This window comes from Pseudoalteromonas sp. BSi20495, assembly GCF_000241185.1.
Lineage (GTDB): Bacteria > Pseudomonadota > Gammaproteobacteria > Enterobacterales > Alteromonadaceae > Pseudoalteromonas > Pseudoalteromonas fuliginea.
Genome location: NZ_BADY01000071.1, coordinates 1 through 17,799, shown reverse-complemented (window position 1 = coordinate 17,799; position 17,799 = coordinate 1). Strand labels below are relative to the sequence as shown.

At 34.7% G+C, this 17,799-nt stretch carries 15 protein-coding genes; 9 read left to right on the top strand and 6 right to left on the bottom strand.

Annotated elements, in window-relative coordinates:
• Positions 1-92 precede the first annotated feature (92 nt).
• From P20495_RS22240 to P20495_RS10390, 5 genes are all read left to right on the top strand, one after another.
• On the top strand, positions 93-2,342 hold the full coding sequence (locus P20495_RS22240) for a bifunctional diguanylate cyclase/phosphodiesterase (RefSeq protein WP_008136248.1): 2,250 nt from the start codon (positions 93-95) through the stop codon (positions 2,340-2,342).
• A gap of 344 nt (positions 2,343-2,686) precedes the next feature.
• Positions 2,687-4,324: a cyanophycinase gene (locus tag P20495_RS10375; protein ID WP_008136246.1), complete on the top strand. Its 1,638-nt coding sequence runs from the start codon at positions 2,687-2,689 to the stop codon at positions 4,322-4,324.
• A gap of 103 nt (positions 4,325-4,427) precedes the next feature.
• A complete protein-coding gene (locus tag P20495_RS10380) occupies positions 4,428-4,676 on the top strand; it encodes a hypothetical protein (protein WP_007580368.1) in 249 nt (82 codons plus the stop codon).
• A 438-nt stretch (positions 4,677-5,114) separates the two neighbouring features.
• Positions 5,115-6,251: a methyl-accepting chemotaxis protein gene (locus P20495_RS10385; protein WP_083829668.1), complete on the top strand. Its 1,137-nt coding sequence runs from the start codon at positions 5,115-5,117 to the stop codon at positions 6,249-6,251.
• A 23-nt stretch (positions 6,252-6,274) separates the two neighbouring features.
• The gene (locus tag P20495_RS10390) at positions 6,275-7,111 is read left to right on the top strand and encodes a nitrate- and nitrite sensing domain-containing protein (protein ID WP_008136239.1); all 837 of its coding nucleotides are present in this window, start codon (positions 6,275-6,277) and stop codon (positions 7,109-7,111) included.
• Between the two features lie 1,082 nt (positions 7,112-8,193).
• On the opposite strand, the gene P20495_RS10395 is transcribed toward P20495_RS10390, so the two are convergent.
• Entirely contained in the window at positions 8,194-9,564 is a 1,371-nt protein-coding gene (locus P20495_RS10395) for a serine hydrolase (protein WP_008136235.1), read from the bottom strand.
• A gap of 427 nt (positions 9,565-9,991) precedes the next feature.
• Entirely contained in the window at positions 9,992-10,495 is a 504-nt protein-coding gene (locus tag P20495_RS20545) for a hypothetical protein (protein WP_033015729.1), read from the bottom strand.
• A gap of 316 nt (positions 10,496-10,811) precedes the next feature.
• Here P20495_RS20545 and P20495_RS10400 point away from each other — a divergent pair, with 316 nt between their 5' ends.
• The 4 genes from P20495_RS10400 to P20495_RS10410 all read left to right on the top strand — a co-directional run bounded on the left by P20495_RS10400 (position 10,812) and on the right by P20495_RS10410 (position 15,377).
• Positions 10,812-12,074, top strand: coding sequence for a tyrosine-type recombinase/integrase (locus tag P20495_RS10400; protein ID WP_008136233.1), 1,263 nt, complete (start codon positions 10,812-10,814; stop codon positions 12,072-12,074).
• Between the two features lie 223 nt (positions 12,075-12,297).
• Positions 12,298-13,482, top strand: coding sequence for a hypothetical protein (locus P20495_RS20540; protein ID WP_008136231.1), 1,185 nt, complete (start codon positions 12,298-12,300; stop codon positions 13,480-13,482).
• Between the two features lie 75 nt (positions 13,483-13,557).
• Positions 13,558-14,685 (top strand): DUF262 domain-containing protein, encoded by a 1,128-nt coding sequence (locus tag P20495_RS10405; RefSeq protein WP_008136228.1) that lies wholly within the window; start codon positions 13,558-13,560, stop codon positions 14,683-14,685.
• Positions 14,685-15,377, top strand: coding sequence for an MAE_28990/MAE_18760 family HEPN-like nuclease (locus tag P20495_RS10410; protein ID WP_008136226.1), 693 nt, complete (start codon positions 14,685-14,687; stop codon positions 15,375-15,377). Before P20495_RS10405 ends, P20495_RS10410 begins: the two co-directional genes overlap by 1 nt.
• A gap of 84 nt (positions 15,378-15,461) precedes the next feature.
• Here P20495_RS10410 and P20495_RS10415 read toward each other — a convergent pair whose 3' ends face one another.
• The 4 genes from P20495_RS10415 to P20495_RS20535 all read right to left on the bottom strand — a co-directional run.
• Positions 15,462-16,343, bottom strand: a complete 882-nt coding sequence (locus tag P20495_RS10415) for a site-specific integrase (RefSeq protein WP_008136224.1) — start codon at positions 16,341-16,343, stop codon at positions 15,462-15,464.
• The gene (locus tag P20495_RS10420; protein WP_008136222.1) at positions 16,336-16,557 is read right to left on the bottom strand and encodes a hypothetical protein; all 222 of its coding nucleotides are present in this window, start codon (positions 16,555-16,557) and stop codon (positions 16,336-16,338) included. The genes P20495_RS10415 and P20495_RS10420 overlap by 8 nt, the downstream gene beginning before the upstream one ends.
• 503 nt (positions 16,558-17,060) lie before the next feature.
• Positions 17,061-17,576 carry a hypothetical protein gene (locus P20495_RS10425; RefSeq protein ID WP_008136220.1) on the bottom strand — a complete coding sequence of 172 codons (516 nt, stop codon included), beginning with the start codon at positions 17,574-17,576 and terminating at the stop codon, positions 17,061-17,063.
• A gap of 19 nt (positions 17,577-17,595) precedes the next feature.
• Positions 17,596-17,799 (bottom strand): helix-turn-helix domain-containing protein (locus tag P20495_RS20535; RefSeq protein WP_033015727.1); only part of this gene is annotated, 204 nt, incomplete at its 5' end.

The following is a 17,799-nucleotide window of genomic DNA, read 5'->3' as shown; positions in this document are numbered from 1 at the left end:
GTATTTTATTGCTTTTTTTTAGTATCAATGTTTAATTTACGCTACCTGAGTCTCATTATTGATTACCATGCACTTTTTCAGTCGATTTTTTTTTGCTTGAAGACCATCATTTACCAACAGGGCAAATACCTAATTGGCGTGTGAGTGCTTTACGTATTATTTTTGCAACCGGTATTTTATTATGCCTAGCTATATCGCTTCATAAATCTAAACAAGCTGCCGAATTTAATATTTTATACTTTGTAGGACTAAGCGTTAGTTTCTTTTTTATAACGACCTTATTATTAGCAGCAAGCAAAAGGTATTATATATTTTGTGCGCATGCACTGCTGCTCTCTATAGTTGCAGCAAGTCTGTGTATTAACTTATTCGTGACCGATTTAGAGCTGGCAAAAATTGGCTCGATATATATGTTTTCGTGCCCTTTAATCGCACTAATGTTAATAGGGTGCAGAACGGCCATTTTTTATGCTGTGTTAAATATAATTCCTTTTTATATTATAGTTAACGACATAAATCTATCTTCTTTATCTGGTGTCTCAACTAAACTTTCTGATGAAAAGCTGTATATTACAAGCCTTATATTTTTATCTTTAAATGTTTGTATTCCACTTGCTTTTGCTCGCACTATTGTTGCGGCAAAACGCTTAAATAAAAGTATGAAGAGCGCTAATACTTACCTCAAAGATAAAAACGATCTTTATAGGGCTCTTTTTACTGAATCAAACAAAGCGAAGATTATTGTAGATGAAAATTTTGTGATTACAGATTTTAATCAACATGCTATTGATATGTTTGATATTAAAAAACATTTAAAAGAACATGGCGTTAAACTATTCAATTTATTACCTTCGCTTGATGTTGATGAGCTTGATGCTCAAGATCAAATTGTTAAACACAAAAACAGTTTTTTTCGGACTAACTACCAGCACGTAATGAGTGCTAATTATCGTGTTTATGATTTTTATGATTGTACTCAAGAACAGTTAATCAAACAAAACTTAACTATAATGGAGCAAGAAAACAAGCGCTTACGCTTTAGAGATCCACAAACAAAGCTACCAAATAGAGGATGGTTTGAAACACAGTGCAACAGATTAACCATTAAATATCACAAAGGCTTTTATATTGTTGTTACACAAACGGCTAATAGTGAGTATTTAAATTTAAAGTTTACTAAAATTGATTCACAAGCTTTGCTAATTAGTGCATTTAAGCGTTTAAAAAAGATGCCAGAAGGCCCTTTGTTGTGTGCGCATGTAGGAGTGGGGAAACTGGCTTTTATTGTTGGAACACATTCGGCAAACGAACTAAAAGATAAACTTTTGGTAAATATAAAAAACACGTTAGACGAAACATATAATGTAATTGGAAATAAGTGTCAGCAAACTTTTTTATTTGGTTTTGCGCGCTACCCAAATCATGGGAAAAGTAGTGCTGAAGTGTTAACAAATGCCTGCGAAGCACTTAAATTAGCAAACAGTAATTCTCCTATTTGCAGCTATAGTGAAGAACAATCACAAGCGTTTATAGAAAAATACGAAATATCAATGTTGCTCGATGAAGCGCTTCAACAAGGTGATTTATCGGTGTACTACCAACCAAAAGTGAATGCTAAAGGAGAGTGCATAGGGCTCGAAGCACTCACGAGGTGGCATAGTTCAATACTTGGCAACGTATCACCAGTTGTATTTATACCTATTGCAGAAGAGTACAGAATGATCAGTAGGTTAACTGATTTGATTATTCAAAAAGTGTGTGCTCAAATTGCTCAGTGGTCTACAGTGGATATGCCAAGTGTGCCTATAGCAATAAATATATCTTTAATTGATTTCAGCCAGCCTGACTTTATTTCAAAACTAGTAAAATCTTTAGCTGATTTTAACGTAAAGCCGCAGCAAATAGAGTTAGAGCTTACTGAGACCTCACTTGAAGCAAATCAAGGCCATTCATTAAAGCTAATGCAAACATTGCAATCGTGGGGTTTTATAATATCAGTTGACGATTTTGGGGTCGGATACTCAAATATTGCTCGTCTTGCCCATTATCCTATAAATAAGCTCAAACTCGACCGTTCTCTTATCAGTCAAATTACTCATTCTTCACGTCAAAAGAGTTTAGTCAAAGCGATACTCGTTATGTGCGAAGAATTAGATATAAAATGTGTTGCCGAAGGTGTTGAAACGCAAGAACAAGTTGCTATTATGGCGGAAATGGGTTGTAAAGAGTTCCAAGGTTTTTATTTTGCACAACCTATTACGGTTAAAAATTATGAGGCTCATATAAATAAACACGGAACAAAATTTATAGCGGCTAAAAATAATGAAAAACAAGTCTTTTAATTCCGGTAGTAATTGGCGACTACTTTATTGAGTTAATGTTTTAGATTTAACTGAACGGCTCAATTTACTAACCATTACTATATAAATTAACCTAAAATCTGGTTAAGAGATTTACTAACGTATTGAATGCTTTTTGATATTTTAATTTATTTTCTCTAGCCAGAGACTTTTAGCAAATTCAACGCAGTTAGCGCTGAAAATAGCTGCTCGAGATAGATTTATTATCCAGAGTTCAGGTTAAGTACTTACTCCTACGAGGCTAAAAATATCGTACTGCGATTAAACCGCCCCTAGATAGAACAAATTTTAATCCTGAAAGGTCAGCAGGCCTTAGAGTTTATATTATGAAATACGTATTTTTGTTTTGCCAAAAACTGCAATTAACACAATCTTTTGCCATATTTTTAATGGTTGTATTTTCAACAAGCTTAGCATGTAAAGAGCAAAGCCAAACGTTGGTTTTAGCCGGTAGCACATTTTCGGTATGCTCTAGTTCGAATTTAAAAAGTTGTAAAAATAACACGAAAATTCTAGGTAAAAAGCATCGTTTATTTACAATCACAAGCGCTAAAATTAATCAAATTAACTCACGCTGGCCCAATAATAACAGCGTAACTAAGTTGGAAGCGTTTAACTCGTTGACCGCATTACATCCTAAAAGTACTTCACCAATGACTAAAGCTGAATTGCTTTGGCTATGGCGTGATATAAATAACGAAGAGCTAAGTCGTTTGACAGATCAAGAGTTCGATTTTTTGTTTGATATGTTAGAAACGCATCAATTAGATAATGATGGCGAGCGTTTAAAAGAACAAGTAAACACTGAACTCAATAACGAGAGCGCTACTAATAATATTTTACAATTTGTGTCGGGCGGTTTAAAAGTTAATAACGCAAAACCTACAATGCTTGCTATTACGGCATCGAGCCGCGACCCTTATGAGTCGGCAGATGTAGCACAGAGTCTTTTAGAGCAATCAAATATAAGCACTCAATGGTTAGCACTAACGCCCGCGCTTGCTAAAGCGATTACGAGTAACTCGTGTGATAAATTACCAGCGCTCAGAAATACATTAATGAATGTGTATAACCGTGAAGCAATTTATCCCGAGCGCACAAAGGCCGAATACGCTTTATGTAAAAGTGGCACTAATGCACTTGTATCACTTATTAAAAGCAGTACCGGCGTTATGTTTAATGATGGTGATGCGGCTTTAACACACAAGATATTATTTGATCAAAACAATAACCCATACCCGTGGACGCAAGCATTGCAAACTCGCCCAGTAATTGTAGGTGAAGGAGCCGGTGCTGCAATCCAAAGTAAAGTGACGGGCATGCTTACAAATACGACAAGCCTTGAGGCACTTCGTAAAGGTGAAAATAACACTAATGCTGGTGGACTTGGCAGCTTTAATTTTGGTGTACTAGATACTCAATTTAGCGAAAAAAACCGTACATTTAGGCTTACAGCAGCGTTAAATAAAAACGAAGTAAAAAATACTAAAACAGAGATTCAACATGGTTTTGGTATTGATGAAAATACGGCTTTGGTTGTTATTAAATCGCCAGAAGGTAGTTTAATAACCGTAATAGGCAAAAGTGGTGTAGTGCATTTAGCTAATCAAGATAAAGTACAGCCAAATGTTAAAGGCTATAGTTATTCGTACTGGCCTACAGGCAGCGTAATTGATATTACCAATAACACGTTTACCTTAAGCGCACGCACCATAGATGAAGCGTTACCCGCTATAAAAATACCTCCACTGCCAGTGCAGCGTTTTGGCTCAATTTTAACAAACTCAAAACTGCGCTCACTTACTCAAGCTATGTGCCTAAGCCAAGAGCAAAGTGCGGTAGCTCAACAAGATGAGTTTATAATTAGCCTTACAGCAACGAGTGACACACAGTATCATCGCGTTAATGCAAAAGAGTTTGGTTGTGCGCTAAGCAATTTAGAGTTAGCTATAAAGTCGATTTAGTTACTAACCTGAGCCGAGGGTTTAAGTTTTTGGCTCTTCTCTATAAAATAGCCACCATAATGATTTAAAAGCCTAGCCAAGGCCTTACTAAAAGAGTTTTAAAATGAATAATGAAAATGACGTAATTGATACTTTAGCCGAACTAGAAAGCTTTTTAATAGATGTCGAAAACGGTGGTTTTGGACTTAAAGGTGTTGCCGGTGTTGGTATGGCTACTAATAACAAAGATGGCAGCCGTTTTGTTGCTGTGTTTGACGATAATCAAAAGCTACTTTTAGCACGCATGATTACAGAAGACGTGTTCCAAACAGGGCAAGACATGGTACGAAATGGTGTAGGTCGTAAGCACTAAAGTAGTACCTTTTAAATATTATAGATGCGCCTTTAGGGGCTTTTATAACTTAGTTTTTATAAAATAAATGCTTAGCTTGTCATCTTAGCTTAAAGTTAAACTATCAAAAAATTCCTTTCATAAAATAACCAATGTGAACTCTGATATAAATATTTAATAACATAGATTTATTATCGATTTGCTCGGTTTTTACTTAGCCCACAAGGGTACTAAAGCATGTCTGTCATACCGTTTTAAAAGTAAGAATATTTCTTTTAAAGGGAATTAATAAAATATAGAAGTAAATGCACCAAAAGAGAGCATTATTTTTCGTTATCATCATAATAGTTAATTACTTATAAATTAAAAAATAAAATACTGTTTAAAATCAGGTTATTAAATATTGGTTCGTATCTTGCAATTAAAAATCATCCGCATTCTTAATTGGGCCACACTATTTTGATAATATTTTTACCTATAACTTTATTAATAAAAAATTTAGGATTAAAAATTTATTTTTGGATAACATTAACTATCTTCTTTGGCTTTTTTGTAAGTTTATTTTATTTTCCAATAGTGAAGTTAATCTTTGTTTTTGTCGTTCTTTTATATCTTCTATCGGGCATTGCTTGTATTGCAAGTTCACAATTAAAACAAATCAAGAGTGTTATTGAACACATTAATACTAAAAATTTCGATCACCGCGATATTCATTTTAACAGTTTGGCAAACTCAGAATTTATTGAGGAGTTACTAGTAAAATATCGTGAGTTAGGTCGAGTTATTACCCATCATAATGAAAAAAATAAAGAGGTTGAGTATTCCGCGATTCAGGTTATTGAAATTTCATCGGAAGTAAAAAATAATGTTTTGCTTCAATCCGACGCTATAAATTCAACAGCATCAGCAGTGACACAAATGAGCCATTCACTAGGCGAGATTAATAACGAAATATCTAAAACACATCACTCTTCATGTTTAGCTTCAGAAATAGCTAATCAGGGTAGAGACACTTTAGTGTCACTAAGTAATGCGGTAACCAACGTAAATAAAAGGGCCAAAATAACCCAGCAGCGTATGGTTTCGTTGAATGAATTAGTTATAAATGTTGAAAAGATCACTGAATCGATACAACAAATTTCTCAACAAATAAATCTACTAGCACTTAATGCTTCAATTGAAGCGGCTCGAGCAGGAGAGTTTGGTTTAGGTTTTGCTGTTGTTGCAGAAGAAGTTCGAGCTTTAGCTAAACGTACACATAATTCTACGGACAGTATTGTGGCCAATATTGATGATGTATTGAAAGAAAGCAGTGAGATTGTTAGCACGATGAGTGAGGTCGTTATACAAACTGATGTTTGCCTTCAAAAAGTTAATGAGGTCGATATTTCATTTAACGATATCGAAAAAGCAACTGAGCAGGTTAAGCATCAAATGGAAATAGTGAGTAATGTGTCAACCGAGCAGGCAGCTGCAACCCATGAGATTTCTGAACATATTGCGCAAGTTGTTCTTGGTGCACAAGCTAATTCAGATATAGCGGTCCAATCTCAATTAGTTGCAAATCATTTACGTAAATTAACCCAAAGGCAATAGTCGTTCTTATTAAGGAGTGTAATATGCAATGGATAACCTTAACTACAGCTACTTTTTGTATCCTTATTATTTTTTTGATAAAAAAAATGAAAATAAGCAACAATAAAAAAATACAAAAAGACGGACTCGTACATATTTGTCAGATCAAAAGGATAATTATTTTCGCTCAACAACACCGAGGACTCACTGCTGCTTGGTTAAATGGCGATACTAACGCAGAGGCTAAATTGACTGGTATTAAAAAATTAATTTCTCAAGAAATTAACTCTTTAATGCTTTCACCTGTTGCTAAAAATGAGCGTTGGGCAGCCTTTACTGATCATTGGGGTAGACTTCTTAGTTTTAACAATAAATCATCGGTCAGTAATAGTTTTGAACAGCATACGATGATGATTAAAAACTTAGCCTATTTATTAGAGGATACCGCTGAAAGCTCGCATTTAACGGCCGATTTTTTACCAAAAATAAATAATATAGGGTATGTTTGGCGCGAGTTAATATTAACGACAGAAAATATAGGCCAGTCACGAGCCATCGGAGTTAGCGTTGCTGTTCAACAATGCTGTTCAAGTGTTGATAAAATCAGGTTAAATTTTTTAATTCAAACAATGGCAAAAACCACTATTGATACTTTACAACGATTATCACATCTACCAGAAGAGCACCATACCCACACTAATCTAGTGAAAAAAGCGACTGAAAGTATGAATAAATTAATAGAAGTGATGACGTCAGAATTAGTTGGTGCAGCTAAAGTTGCGATAGATAGTAATCAGTACTTTGAACTCGCAACTGAGACTATGTCAAAGATGAATGATATTTTTGATCACCAAGTGAAGCAATTAAATAAAGTTATATAAGATTTAAAATTAATTTCATATAGCTCTGCGGCCTCCGTTAGAAATGGAGATTACCAACGCTCAACCCAAGAAAGTAAATTTAGTGCATAGGTTTGCTTAATTAATGAGGCTGTCTAATTTAGTTAATGATAGTAAAACTCATCTACCTCACCTCTTAATGGTTATATGCTTTGATACCATTAAAAAAATAACCCTTAAGACACTTAGTTTTCTAAATGGCTGCCTTAAATCTTGATAATTTAAATCTCATTTACAAATCATGCAAAGGAATACAGAAGTGCGTCTTTATAAATTAGCAGTGGTCTCAGTACTAGTTTCAGGCTGTCTTTGAGCAAATGAATCAACCATCCCACTAAATGAAATTGCCCTAATGGATCGTCAATCTTTAATTGAAATCTTCAAAGAATCTCCGACGGTTGAAATCGAAGTTAATCTTACCTTCAATGAGATTGGGAGTGATAAAGAGGATTTATTAAAAAAATCACAGTTAAACCATTACCTAATTTTGAAGGTTTAACCTTTTCCGTACCCAATAAGCAACAATATTTATCGAAAAAGAACAATCTCATTTCCACACAACCTATTTGCAAAGTAGGACTAGTATCTGCGGGTAAAACTGTTTATAAAAAATCTAAAACGAGTGCATTACCGAGTTAATTCATAGTTGTGGTACGAGTGGTTGTGGGTATGACTTCAAACTCCACCTTTTACCTGCTAAGGAGGTTTGCAAAGTGCTGTAGTGGTCAAAAGTTAATTCATTGAGTGATGAAATTAAGGGGAGGCAGAAAAAAGCAGCTACAGACACAGCGGTTAAAAAGCGAAGTAATTCGCAGCAGCTTGTTAAAAAGCAGTTAAAAAAAAACCAAAGAAACGGGCGAAAAACCAACTCAACAGGCTGCTGTATTTTATACCAGTCTTAGTTTAAGAACATAAAAGATATTGGATAACTTAATGTGACAGGGCACTTAGATTGAAATTAAACAGCAAAATATGAAACTGAGACAATAAGGTTTAGAACTTTCAGGACTAGTTCCCCGACAGCTTAGTGCCAAGGGCAGCCGTTGGTAACCTTAGCCTATTTTTTATAATTCTAATTTTACAAGTGCATCTTGCTCACCTTGATATAAATAAACTGGGACGATTTCATGTTTTCCATTATTTTTTCTAAGCTGAAAGTAATTTTCAGTACACTCATAAGAGTACGAGTTGTTTTCCCGGGGTATGATTTTTAGTTTATTCTCACCTTCATATTGGGAATAAAGTGTACCGTTTTCGAACGAAATATTTAAAATTTTCGAATCGGAAGAACGATAACTTCCAACTAAAGATGCTGCTAGGGCCTTTGCTTTTTGACTATTTACTTGCTTAGGAGATAAATTTAGTTGTAGCGCTATCATGTCTAATAGAGCAGGGCCTGGGTGTTTTGTGTCGATGTTGGTTAAAGCTGTAGCGGTTAAATCTTCATTTGGGAAATAGACATGCCAAGCAAAAAATCCGGGAACCTGACCTTGGTGGCTAAAGCTATCTAATCCACTTATTTTGTATATATCTAAGCCATATCCATAATCCACATGCGAATTATTATTTAATAATGCCTTGGTGGTCATTAGTTTATAGTTTTCTTTTGAAATTACATGCCCTGACTTTAATGCATTTTGCCAAAGGTGCATATCAGCAAGTGTAGAAGCAATAGCGCCCGCAGAATAGATCCAACTACGATCAACATTCCATTGCCTTTCAGTTGAATCTTCAGGGTTAATATACTTTTTAGGCTCATTACGACTAGTAGTGTAGCCGTTTACTTTCCCAGCAGATGTTCCTTTAGTAATAACAAAAGTATTATCCATTTTCAGAGGTTTAAAAAATGTGTTTGACATGAACTGGTCATATGAAGTATCAGAAGCAACTTCAATGACTTTTCCCAGAAAGACGTAACCCAAATTTGAATAACTATATTTTTTACCAGACTCAGAGTTAAGATGTTGTTTACTTATATTTTGTATAACTAAGTCAATAGAAGCATACTTATCATAAATTTTACTTACTGAAGGTTCCCCTAAGTAATCTGGCAGGCCAGAAGTATGGCTTAAAACTCTATCAATCGTTAAATACCTAAACTCAGGGTTAATATCAGGAATAAATTGCTCTAATGTATCTTGTAATGATAGCTTTTTTTCTTCCGATAGTTTCAAGATCGCTGCAGCAGTAAATGTTTTCGTGACAGAACCTATTTGAAATATATCATCTACATTGAGAGGCCTCTCAGTATCAATATTTGCCAAACCAACCGCACCACTATAAATATGTTTACCTGACTGTTCTAATCTAACAACCATGCCAGGAGCTTCTGAAGAGTTATGGCACTGCATTAATTCAGCAAAGTTGTGTTGTTGTGCAACAGCTTTTATTCCATACAACCCTACAAAAAGACAAAAAAATATATTTTTCCCCATAAACTATGTTCCCTTAATCATTTAATAAATCTGTAAATAAAAAACACAGATTACACTTGTAATCAATGATATTACATATAGCAGCTGCTTGCAATTTAATAAATAAAACCAATATTATTCAATAGCTTATTTGATTTTTTCAATGAAGGTATATTTGCTTATAATGGCCAAGTGAATGTAACAGCTTTATCAGAGGTAATTTTTTACCTTAACGTGGTAGGGTTCTTATTTTAGTCTTTTCTATTAATAGTAAAAGGGTAAGTTATTGCTAATTAAGAGTATTATTAGAAGCGAAGATTGTTTTTATATAAAAACTAAATAACTTCTTTTATCATATTACTTAGATGGTACGAGTTAAATCAACTAGCTACTCAATGTCTACTTTATCGGGTCAGGTCAACCCGCTGCTTAGTCCCAATTGCGGGCATTAGTCACGCCTCGTTAACGGGACGATTTTAAAAATGTGATTTTTCTGACCGTCTATGACATAACTGATTTCCATACACTGGCCTTCAGTGATGAAGTTATCGGTATGATCATCGCCAGTAAAATATAAACTTTGAGTGTAATTGTTAAATTGGAATTTTGTATTTTCGATTACGAACGTTTCCGTACGGTAGTTTGTTGGTGAAGTCTCAGAATTGTAATGTTTCACGCATCCAACTACCATCTGATACTTTTTCTCATCAATGATTTGGCGTAAATGTGAAACTTTAAAGTAACCAAAGATACTATCCGATACCAAAACGCAAGATAAAAAACCAAAACCCAAAAGAAATTTGTTGCTACTTATTTTTAAAATCTCTGAAATATATTGAGTAACGTCAGAAAATTTAAATAATATAAATAAAAGCAGTGCTATCGGGAAAATAGGCAAAAGCTGAACTAAAGCAAAACCTATCTGAGTTTCAAAATATGCACCTGAGTTCAACTTAGTCCTGCTAATAATTTAATTGTGCGATAAAGAAGAGAGTTTAATTTATAACAATTTGAAATAAAGAGGAATTAATTGGTCGGTATGGAGAGATTCGAACTCTCGACCCCTGCCACCCCATAAAAATAAAGATTAGATTTAAGTAGAAGTAAGTAGCTGCAAGTAGAATGTGTTTTTAATTTAACCCTCTGTTATAGATGGTTTAAATTTAATTTATTAGTATAGGTTAGCTCTAAGTAGAATTAAGTAGTTGAATACGGGTGATGCTACATATATGCTGCATGTACTTTATGTTTAATATTTGGTGCTACATATGCCTGTCGTGAAAATGTTATTAACTGATTCGTTATTAAGCTCAGTTCCTGAACCTATTAAACGGATAAATGACACAAAGTTAAGTGGATTTCATGCACGTGTAGGTAAAGCACAAAATGATAAAAAGCGTAAAATTGCACTTTACTTAAATTATCGTTTTGGTGGCATTAAAGGTAAACAGCGTAATTACCATTTAGGGTACTTTGGTGAATGCGATTTAAAAGATGTCCGCAAGGAAGTTGAAAGCTTAAAAGGGCGAGTTGCTTTAGGTGAAGACGTATACGATACAAAGCAGCTATCACTAAAGCAGCAGTTTATCGAAGATACATCACCAACCGTTGAAGAGCTTGCCCAAGAGTTTATTGAAAGAGACATTAAAGTTAACCGAAAAGACGTAGATCCCGTAATGAGAATGTTCAAAAAAGACATTTTGCCCTTTATTGGAAATTATAAACTTAAAGAGATAACTCGGCGTGACATTCTTAATAAGGTGCTTGATCCAATAAAAGATCGAGGTTCAAATACCCAAGCAAATAAAACACTCTCTATTTTAAAACAAATGTTCGACTTTGGTGTTGAGAGAGACCTTATGCAGGGCAATCCTGTAAGTACGGTTAAAAAGAAAAGCGTAGGTGGCCTTGAAAAGTCTCGAACCAGAGCACTGGAGTTTGACGAAGTGATTCAAGTTTTTGAACGCTTACCAAAGCTAGGTGTTAGCCAGCAAGTTATTTACGCATTGAAATGTATTACTTTAACAGGTTGTCGGCCAATAGAAGTTACAGGCGCACAGTGGCAAGAATTTGATTTTGACAAAATGATATGGACAATCCCAGCCGATCGCGTAAAACAAAACAAAGATGGCGAAAGAACCCATAAAGTACCGATTACTCAAAATATGGTTATTTTGCTTGATGAGTTACGGGCAGCATTTGGCTATCTCAATTCTAAATATGTGTTCCCGAGCACAACAACTAATAAATCAGGCCCAGGCGAACAGCCCATTGATAGGCACTCACTGTCACGCTCCATAAGCCGTAAATTAGAGAAATTGGGAGTCCCAAAATTTGTACCTCACGATTTAAGAAGAACAGTCGCTACTCGCTTAGGTGATACTGATATTGGAACAGATCCAATAGTGATCGAAAAAATACTAAACCATCAACTGCAAGGAGTGCAGGGGGTATATAATATGCAAGAGTATTTTGACGTCAGAAGAGAAGCTTTGATTAAATGGGGGGAAAAATTGAATAGAATGTTTTAGATTGTTTTGTTCATTTACATTAATCAGAATTTTATAAACAATGTAAAACCTTACAGAGAAAAAATGATATCATTCCCTTCCAATAAATAGAGGTTAATTTGTTGAACTTACGGGAAATGATAATATTCAGAATTGAATATTTGACATATTAACCTGAAGTGTTTACGTTCATCCTCATTATCTAGATGTATGTGATATTAAAGAAAAATTTAAAGAGAATTCTTTGAGAGTAGTTAATCCAAAACGTACTAATGAATCGATAGATATCAAATCTGCATGGTATAATTATTATGCTGGATATTCACATGCCTTTACTCAAAGTATTATTGATTCTGTCAATCTTCCAAAAGATTCGGTGATTCTAGACCCATGGAATGGTGCAGGTACTACGACATTACTTGCATCTATGAATGGGTATCAATCAATAGGTATTGACTTAAATCCGGTTATGAAAATTATAGCAATGGCGAAGCAAACGACATCGAATGACCTTGCTGTAATATTAAATCGCGCTAAGAAAATTAGAGCAAATGTAAAGGTGCCATTATGGAAGAATGATCCTTTATTAGGTTGGTTTGATATGGAGTGCGTCAACTCTATTCGACGAATAGAAAAAATAATTCTGATGGGGAAGCTGTATAAAAGTACTGAGGATAAAGTTAATTCAATGGATGTGGCACATTGCTTGATGTATACAGTGCTTTTTAACTGTGTGAGAGAGTATCTTTCTCCTTTTATTCCCTCTAACCCTACATGGGTAAAGAAGCCTAAAACTGAATCTGAAAAAATAACAGCGTCTTGGGTAGAGTTCAAAAGAAAATATATCTTCAAATTAAAAGAAATCACTAAAGGAATCTCTGAGCTAGATCATTGCTGGCCCGATAATCTTAGTAATATTAAGATTGGTTCATCTACTAAGCTAAAAGTAGATTCATCTTCTATTGATTTAGCTCTATCATCACCTCCATATTGTACGCGTATAGATTACGGTGTCGCCACCTCTCCTGAACTAGCTATTCTATGTGTGAATGGTAGTTTGGAGCTAGATTCAATTAGAAGAGAATTAATGGGTACTACCACAGTACCAAAGACGGTTGATGAATCTTTGATCAAATTAGGTTCGGCATGTGTACGATTTCTTGAAAGTGTAAAAGCACATGATTCAAAAGCATCAAAGACATACTATTTTAAAAATTTTGTACAATACTTTAAATCTTTGAACGAATCAGTGGATGAGATATATAGAGTATTAAAATATGGCGCTAGGTTTGTTTGCGTTGTACAGGATTCATATTATAAAGATTTACATTGCGATCTTCCTAAGCTAGTTATAGAAATGTCAGAAGCTAAAGGTTTGTTATTAAAGGAAAATATTCGCTTTGAAAGTAAAAAAACATGTCGAATTTGAATTTGAAAACTAAAAAATATCGAAGTCACAATAAAGTCTTTGAAAGCGTATTAATTTTTGAAAAGGAGTCTAATTATGGAAAATGAAGATTTAATTTTATCCCTAGAACACAATGTAGAAAAGGTACATACCCAAAGCTTAGATTTATCATTCAACGAGTTATTAGATATGCATTCTAATGGAGAACTTGATATAAATCCTGACTATCAGCGTTTATTTAGATGGACACTAGGAGCACAATCGAGGTTTATAGAATCTCTATTATTAGAAATGCCTGTGCCACCTATATATGTTGTTGAAGCAGAGGATGGGCGTTATCAGCTAATTGACGGCTTGCAGCGTTTCTCCTCTTACCTTCATTTACGAGGTTCTTTAGAGGCCGAGCATCTTAGCCCACCTATCAAAAAAGGTGATTTTCTCAAACTTCAAGAATGTGACATTGTAGAGCAACTGAATGAGCTAAAGTATGATGATTTACCTACTTCGTTGAAAATAAGGTTAAAGCGTGCATTTGTGCGCGTTGAGGTTGTGAGAAAAGGAAGTGACAATAAATTTCGTTATCATATGTTCAAAAGACTTAATACAGGTGGTGAAGAGCTAACACAACAGCAGCTGAGAAATTGTACTATCAGAATGCTTGATCCTACTTTTATTGATTTCGTGATTAGTAGGAGTAAAAACACTGATTATGTAAATTGCATTAAGAATATTTCACAGCAGCAACAGCTAGGTTCTTTCGACCAAGAGCTGGTTTTACGCTATTTTGCTTTAAAAAATTATAGAGATAAATTTGTTCATGATGTAGCAGACTTTTTAACTGAATACATGGAAAAGGTTACAGATCCTGAAAACAAAGATATAACCTTCGATTACACTGAAGAAGAGATTACTTTTAACAAAGTATTTAGTATTTTAAATAAATCATTAGGTGAAAAGTCATTTGGTAGAAAAGGAAATAAAGGAATACAATCAAACTTTTCTGTATATCATTTTGAGGCTATTTGTACCGGCATAATAAGCCGAATAGATGAGATAGATGAAGACAACCCAGATCATATTGCTGGACTGAAAGATATTCTGAATGAAATTAAAGATGATGATATATTTAAATCAGCTACTACAGGTGGAGGGAAAAACTCTCCTGGTCCACTAAGGGCAAGAATTGAAATTGTAATCAATCACTTACAGAGGCTCAAACTATAATGAGTTTGTCTAATTTTCAAGAGCAGATTGAAGCTGAAAGAGAGTGGAGAGAGGACGAAATTAGATTTCTCGATAACTCACAAAGGCGAATGACTAAATTAGAAGATCAGATGAGGATTAGACGCTCGATAGTTTGTTTGATTTATGCGCATATCGAGGGGTTTGTACAGTTTGCATTCTCGCTTTACATTGATGAGATTAATAAAAAAAACCTTCTTTGTTCACAGGTAACGCCAGTAATTGCTGCAGCGACACTGCATAAAGAGTTTATTGCATTAAATAATAAAGACAAAAAATCACGAGTTTTTAAAAAAAGTCTTCCAAATGAAACTAAATTGCATACCTTATTTAGGCAAGTTGAATTTGTAGAGAACATTACTACTATACATGAACATATTGTGAAGGTTCCGGATGGTTATATTAATACGGAAAGTAATGTTGGTCAGCAAGTTTTAGAAAAGCTTCTGTATCAAGTAGGTTTGGAATACAAAGATCTCAAGGATATTTACGCTCCATTAAACAAGTTGCTGAATGTTAGAAATGATATTTCTCATGGTAAAAAACGACAAGGTATTGAGAATAAAGACTATGAAGAATATATTAATTGTTGTAAGTCTATAATCAGTAGTATTTCTAGGAGATTGACAATGGCTTATGGCAAAAATGAGTTTTTAGTCAGAGTAATATATTGATGGTAAGAGTGCGCATGGCTGACTCGTTTTTCCTAAATTTAATCTGGTATAATTTTTAAACATTACGATAGCTTATAAAGTTGATTATCTTAAATACACCTCAGTAATCTCAGGTCTGAAATGCCCCATTTCTTGTGACACGGTCTCTAATGCTATTTGATATGGGAATTGATTAAGTATCAGTTCTAATAGCCTTTCTTGTGCGTAGCTATGCCTTAGGCCGTGAGCGCCATTGGAAAATGAAAGAGTACGGTTTGATGCCTTATTAAATGAATCAGACCATTTTTTACCACCTCCAATATCGTAACGCTGTAAGTAGTTTATTTTTCTATCAACAACAGTTACAGGTTGTTTAAATTTACGAAGTTCTAGTTTAGCTGATAAATCATGGGGTATTAGTACTTCGCGTGTTAAGCCTCCTTTGCCTGTAACGGTATATAGCACACCGTTTCTACCAGACCATTTTGAATCAAAAGCTGGTCGTTTATCTGCTTTACGCTCTTCAACTTTGGCTATGGTCAATAATTCATGTGCACGAAGCCCCGAAGAGAGTGCTATTTGTGTTGATAATGAATATTTAGATGTTTGGTGCTTACTTATTATTTGTGCTTGCTCTGTGGTGTAGGCGCGTGATTTAAGAATTTGCTGGTTAATTGATTTAATAACCGGGAGTGTTTGTTTGTCTTTAAGTTTGCCGTTTAGCCTCATCATTGCTTGTATAGCTTGGCGCTCCATATCCAATGACTTTTGACCCACTATTTCTTTACGGTAATCTAAATAATTGAGTGCTTGATCGATGGTCATTGCCTGAATACCGTTTATGCCAATATCTTTAGCCCAAGAGGCAACGGTGTTAAGTGATTGCTCGTAGTTTCTGGCAGTTCCAAGAGACTTTATAAGCTTACTTTTTGTAAGCCCTTTTATGACATTGTGTGCTTGAGTTTTTGGTTTCGCAAATTTAGCCATGTTTTTTAATCCATCTTTGAATTGTTGACCAATGAGCATTGATACCTTTACGCTTTAGCCAGCGCTGAAGCTCGACAATGTTAGACCCTTGCTTGTAAATTTCTATTAGCTCGAATTTATGTTTATCAAGCTTAGATGTTTTTTTACGGCTTCCTGCGATTAACTTACTTTCAAATTTTAGTTTTTGGACTTCGATTAGGGCATCGAATTTCATGGTATGACTCCAGTCGTATTAAGGTTGTAAGATTGACTGGCAATAAAGCTCAGCGGCACTTAAGCCTATTCGCCCCTGTTTTTTGCATATGCAAAAGGCTCGGACTGATCTCGCCTGATTATTAACCTCATTTCTACGTGTTGTCAGCAGCTGGAGTGCGCCGTTTTTGGTTGGTTACTACCTTTGAAAAGATAGTATTTACCTCGTTACTACGTGTTGAAGGCAGCAGAATAGCGCCTGTTTTTTTCTGGCTCGTTAGAGCTTCAGTAACAATAAGATTACCACTTTAAAAATATTTTTCAATCTGCAAATAAAACCTGCGTATAAGAGTATGAATGTGTTGTCCCCCGCTATGTGTAAGCCGATTTTCGGCTTCGACATAGCGGGGGACAGGGGCGAAGCCCCAATGTTTAAAGAGAGGCTATTGCTCATGATGCCTCTCTTTAAAAATGAATTTGCTATATGTTGTTAGAAAATAAAGCTTTGGTATTCTTAGAGGTATTTTAAAGCATGCTATTTGAAACTATGATGAGAATAACCAATATAATAATTACTCCATATATGGCGTGGATTCGATATGTTATTTTTCTCAGTTTATCTATGCTACATATTAGCTCTTCTATTTTTTCTGTTTTATCAATAACAACTTTTTCGATCTTTTTATTCTTACTTTCTGTTTCTGAATGAGAAGCTATAATGCTACCGCCAGCGCCGGTACAAGAAAAAAGAGCTAAATTTTTGAAAATTTCAAATTGTTGGGCAAAGTATCCATTCATATACTCACTGAATACCTCTGGGATTACTGCACCCCAAAAAATCCCATATAAAATTAAAAATATCCCTTTTAGAAACTTCTCAATATCATGCTCTAAAAGTAATATGAAAGGTATTGTAAAGCCTATTAAAAGGGATGGGTATGCAATAAATATCCATCCTTTGAACAAGCTAAATGGGAAGATAATTAAGCCGATAAATAGTGAAATATACAAAATCAATTTAACTCTTACTGCTTTTTTCATAAATATCCATTCGATTAGTTTATTTTTTAAAGTGCAGAATTAAATCTACTAGTGCATCCTCTTCACAGTAAAAAAAGGCTGTTGGCACTTCTAATACTTTAGCTAGTGCCCGCACTGTTTGAAAGTCGGGTGAATGCACGCCTTTTTCATACTGATTCATTCTAGGCGACGCCGCGAACTGATCCATACCTGCCAGTATTCCTAGTTTTTTTGCGAAAGTCCT

Coding starts and splice junctions, on each gene's coding strand:
- P20495_RS10425 (WP_008136220.1), bottom strand. CDS start 17,576: ATGAAAAAAGCAGTAAGAGTTAAATTGATTTTGTATATTTCACTATTT.
- P20495_RS10375 (WP_008136246.1), top strand. CDS start 2,687: ATGAAATACGTATTTTTGTTTTGCCAAAAACTGCAATTAACACAATCT.
- P20495_RS10420 (WP_008136222.1), bottom strand. CDS start 16,557: ATGAAATTCGATGCCCTAATCGAAGTCCAAAAACTAAAATTTGAAAGT.
- P20495_RS10395 (WP_008136235.1), bottom strand. CDS start 9,564: ATGGGGAAAAATATATTTTTTTGTCTTTTTGTAGGGTTGTATGGAATA.
- P20495_RS10415 (WP_008136224.1), bottom strand. CDS start 16,343: ATGGCTAAATTTGCGAAACCAAAAACTCAAGCACACAATGTCATAAAA.
- P20495_RS10410 (WP_008136226.1), top strand. CDS start 14,685: ATGAGTTTGTCTAATTTTCAAGAGCAGATTGAAGCTGAAAGAGAGTGG.
- P20495_RS10405 (WP_008136228.1), top strand. CDS start 13,558: ATGGAAAATGAAGATTTAATTTTATCCCTAGAACACAATGTAGAAAAG.
- P20495_RS10390 (WP_008136239.1), top strand. CDS start 6,275: ATGCAATGGATAACCTTAACTACAGCTACTTTTTGTATCCTTATTATT.
- P20495_RS10400 (WP_008136233.1), top strand. CDS start 10,812: ATGCCTGTCGTGAAAATGTTATTAACTGATTCGTTATTAAGCTCAGTT.
- P20495_RS10380 (WP_007580368.1), top strand. CDS start 4,428: ATGAATAATGAAAATGACGTAATTGATACTTTAGCCGAACTAGAAAGC.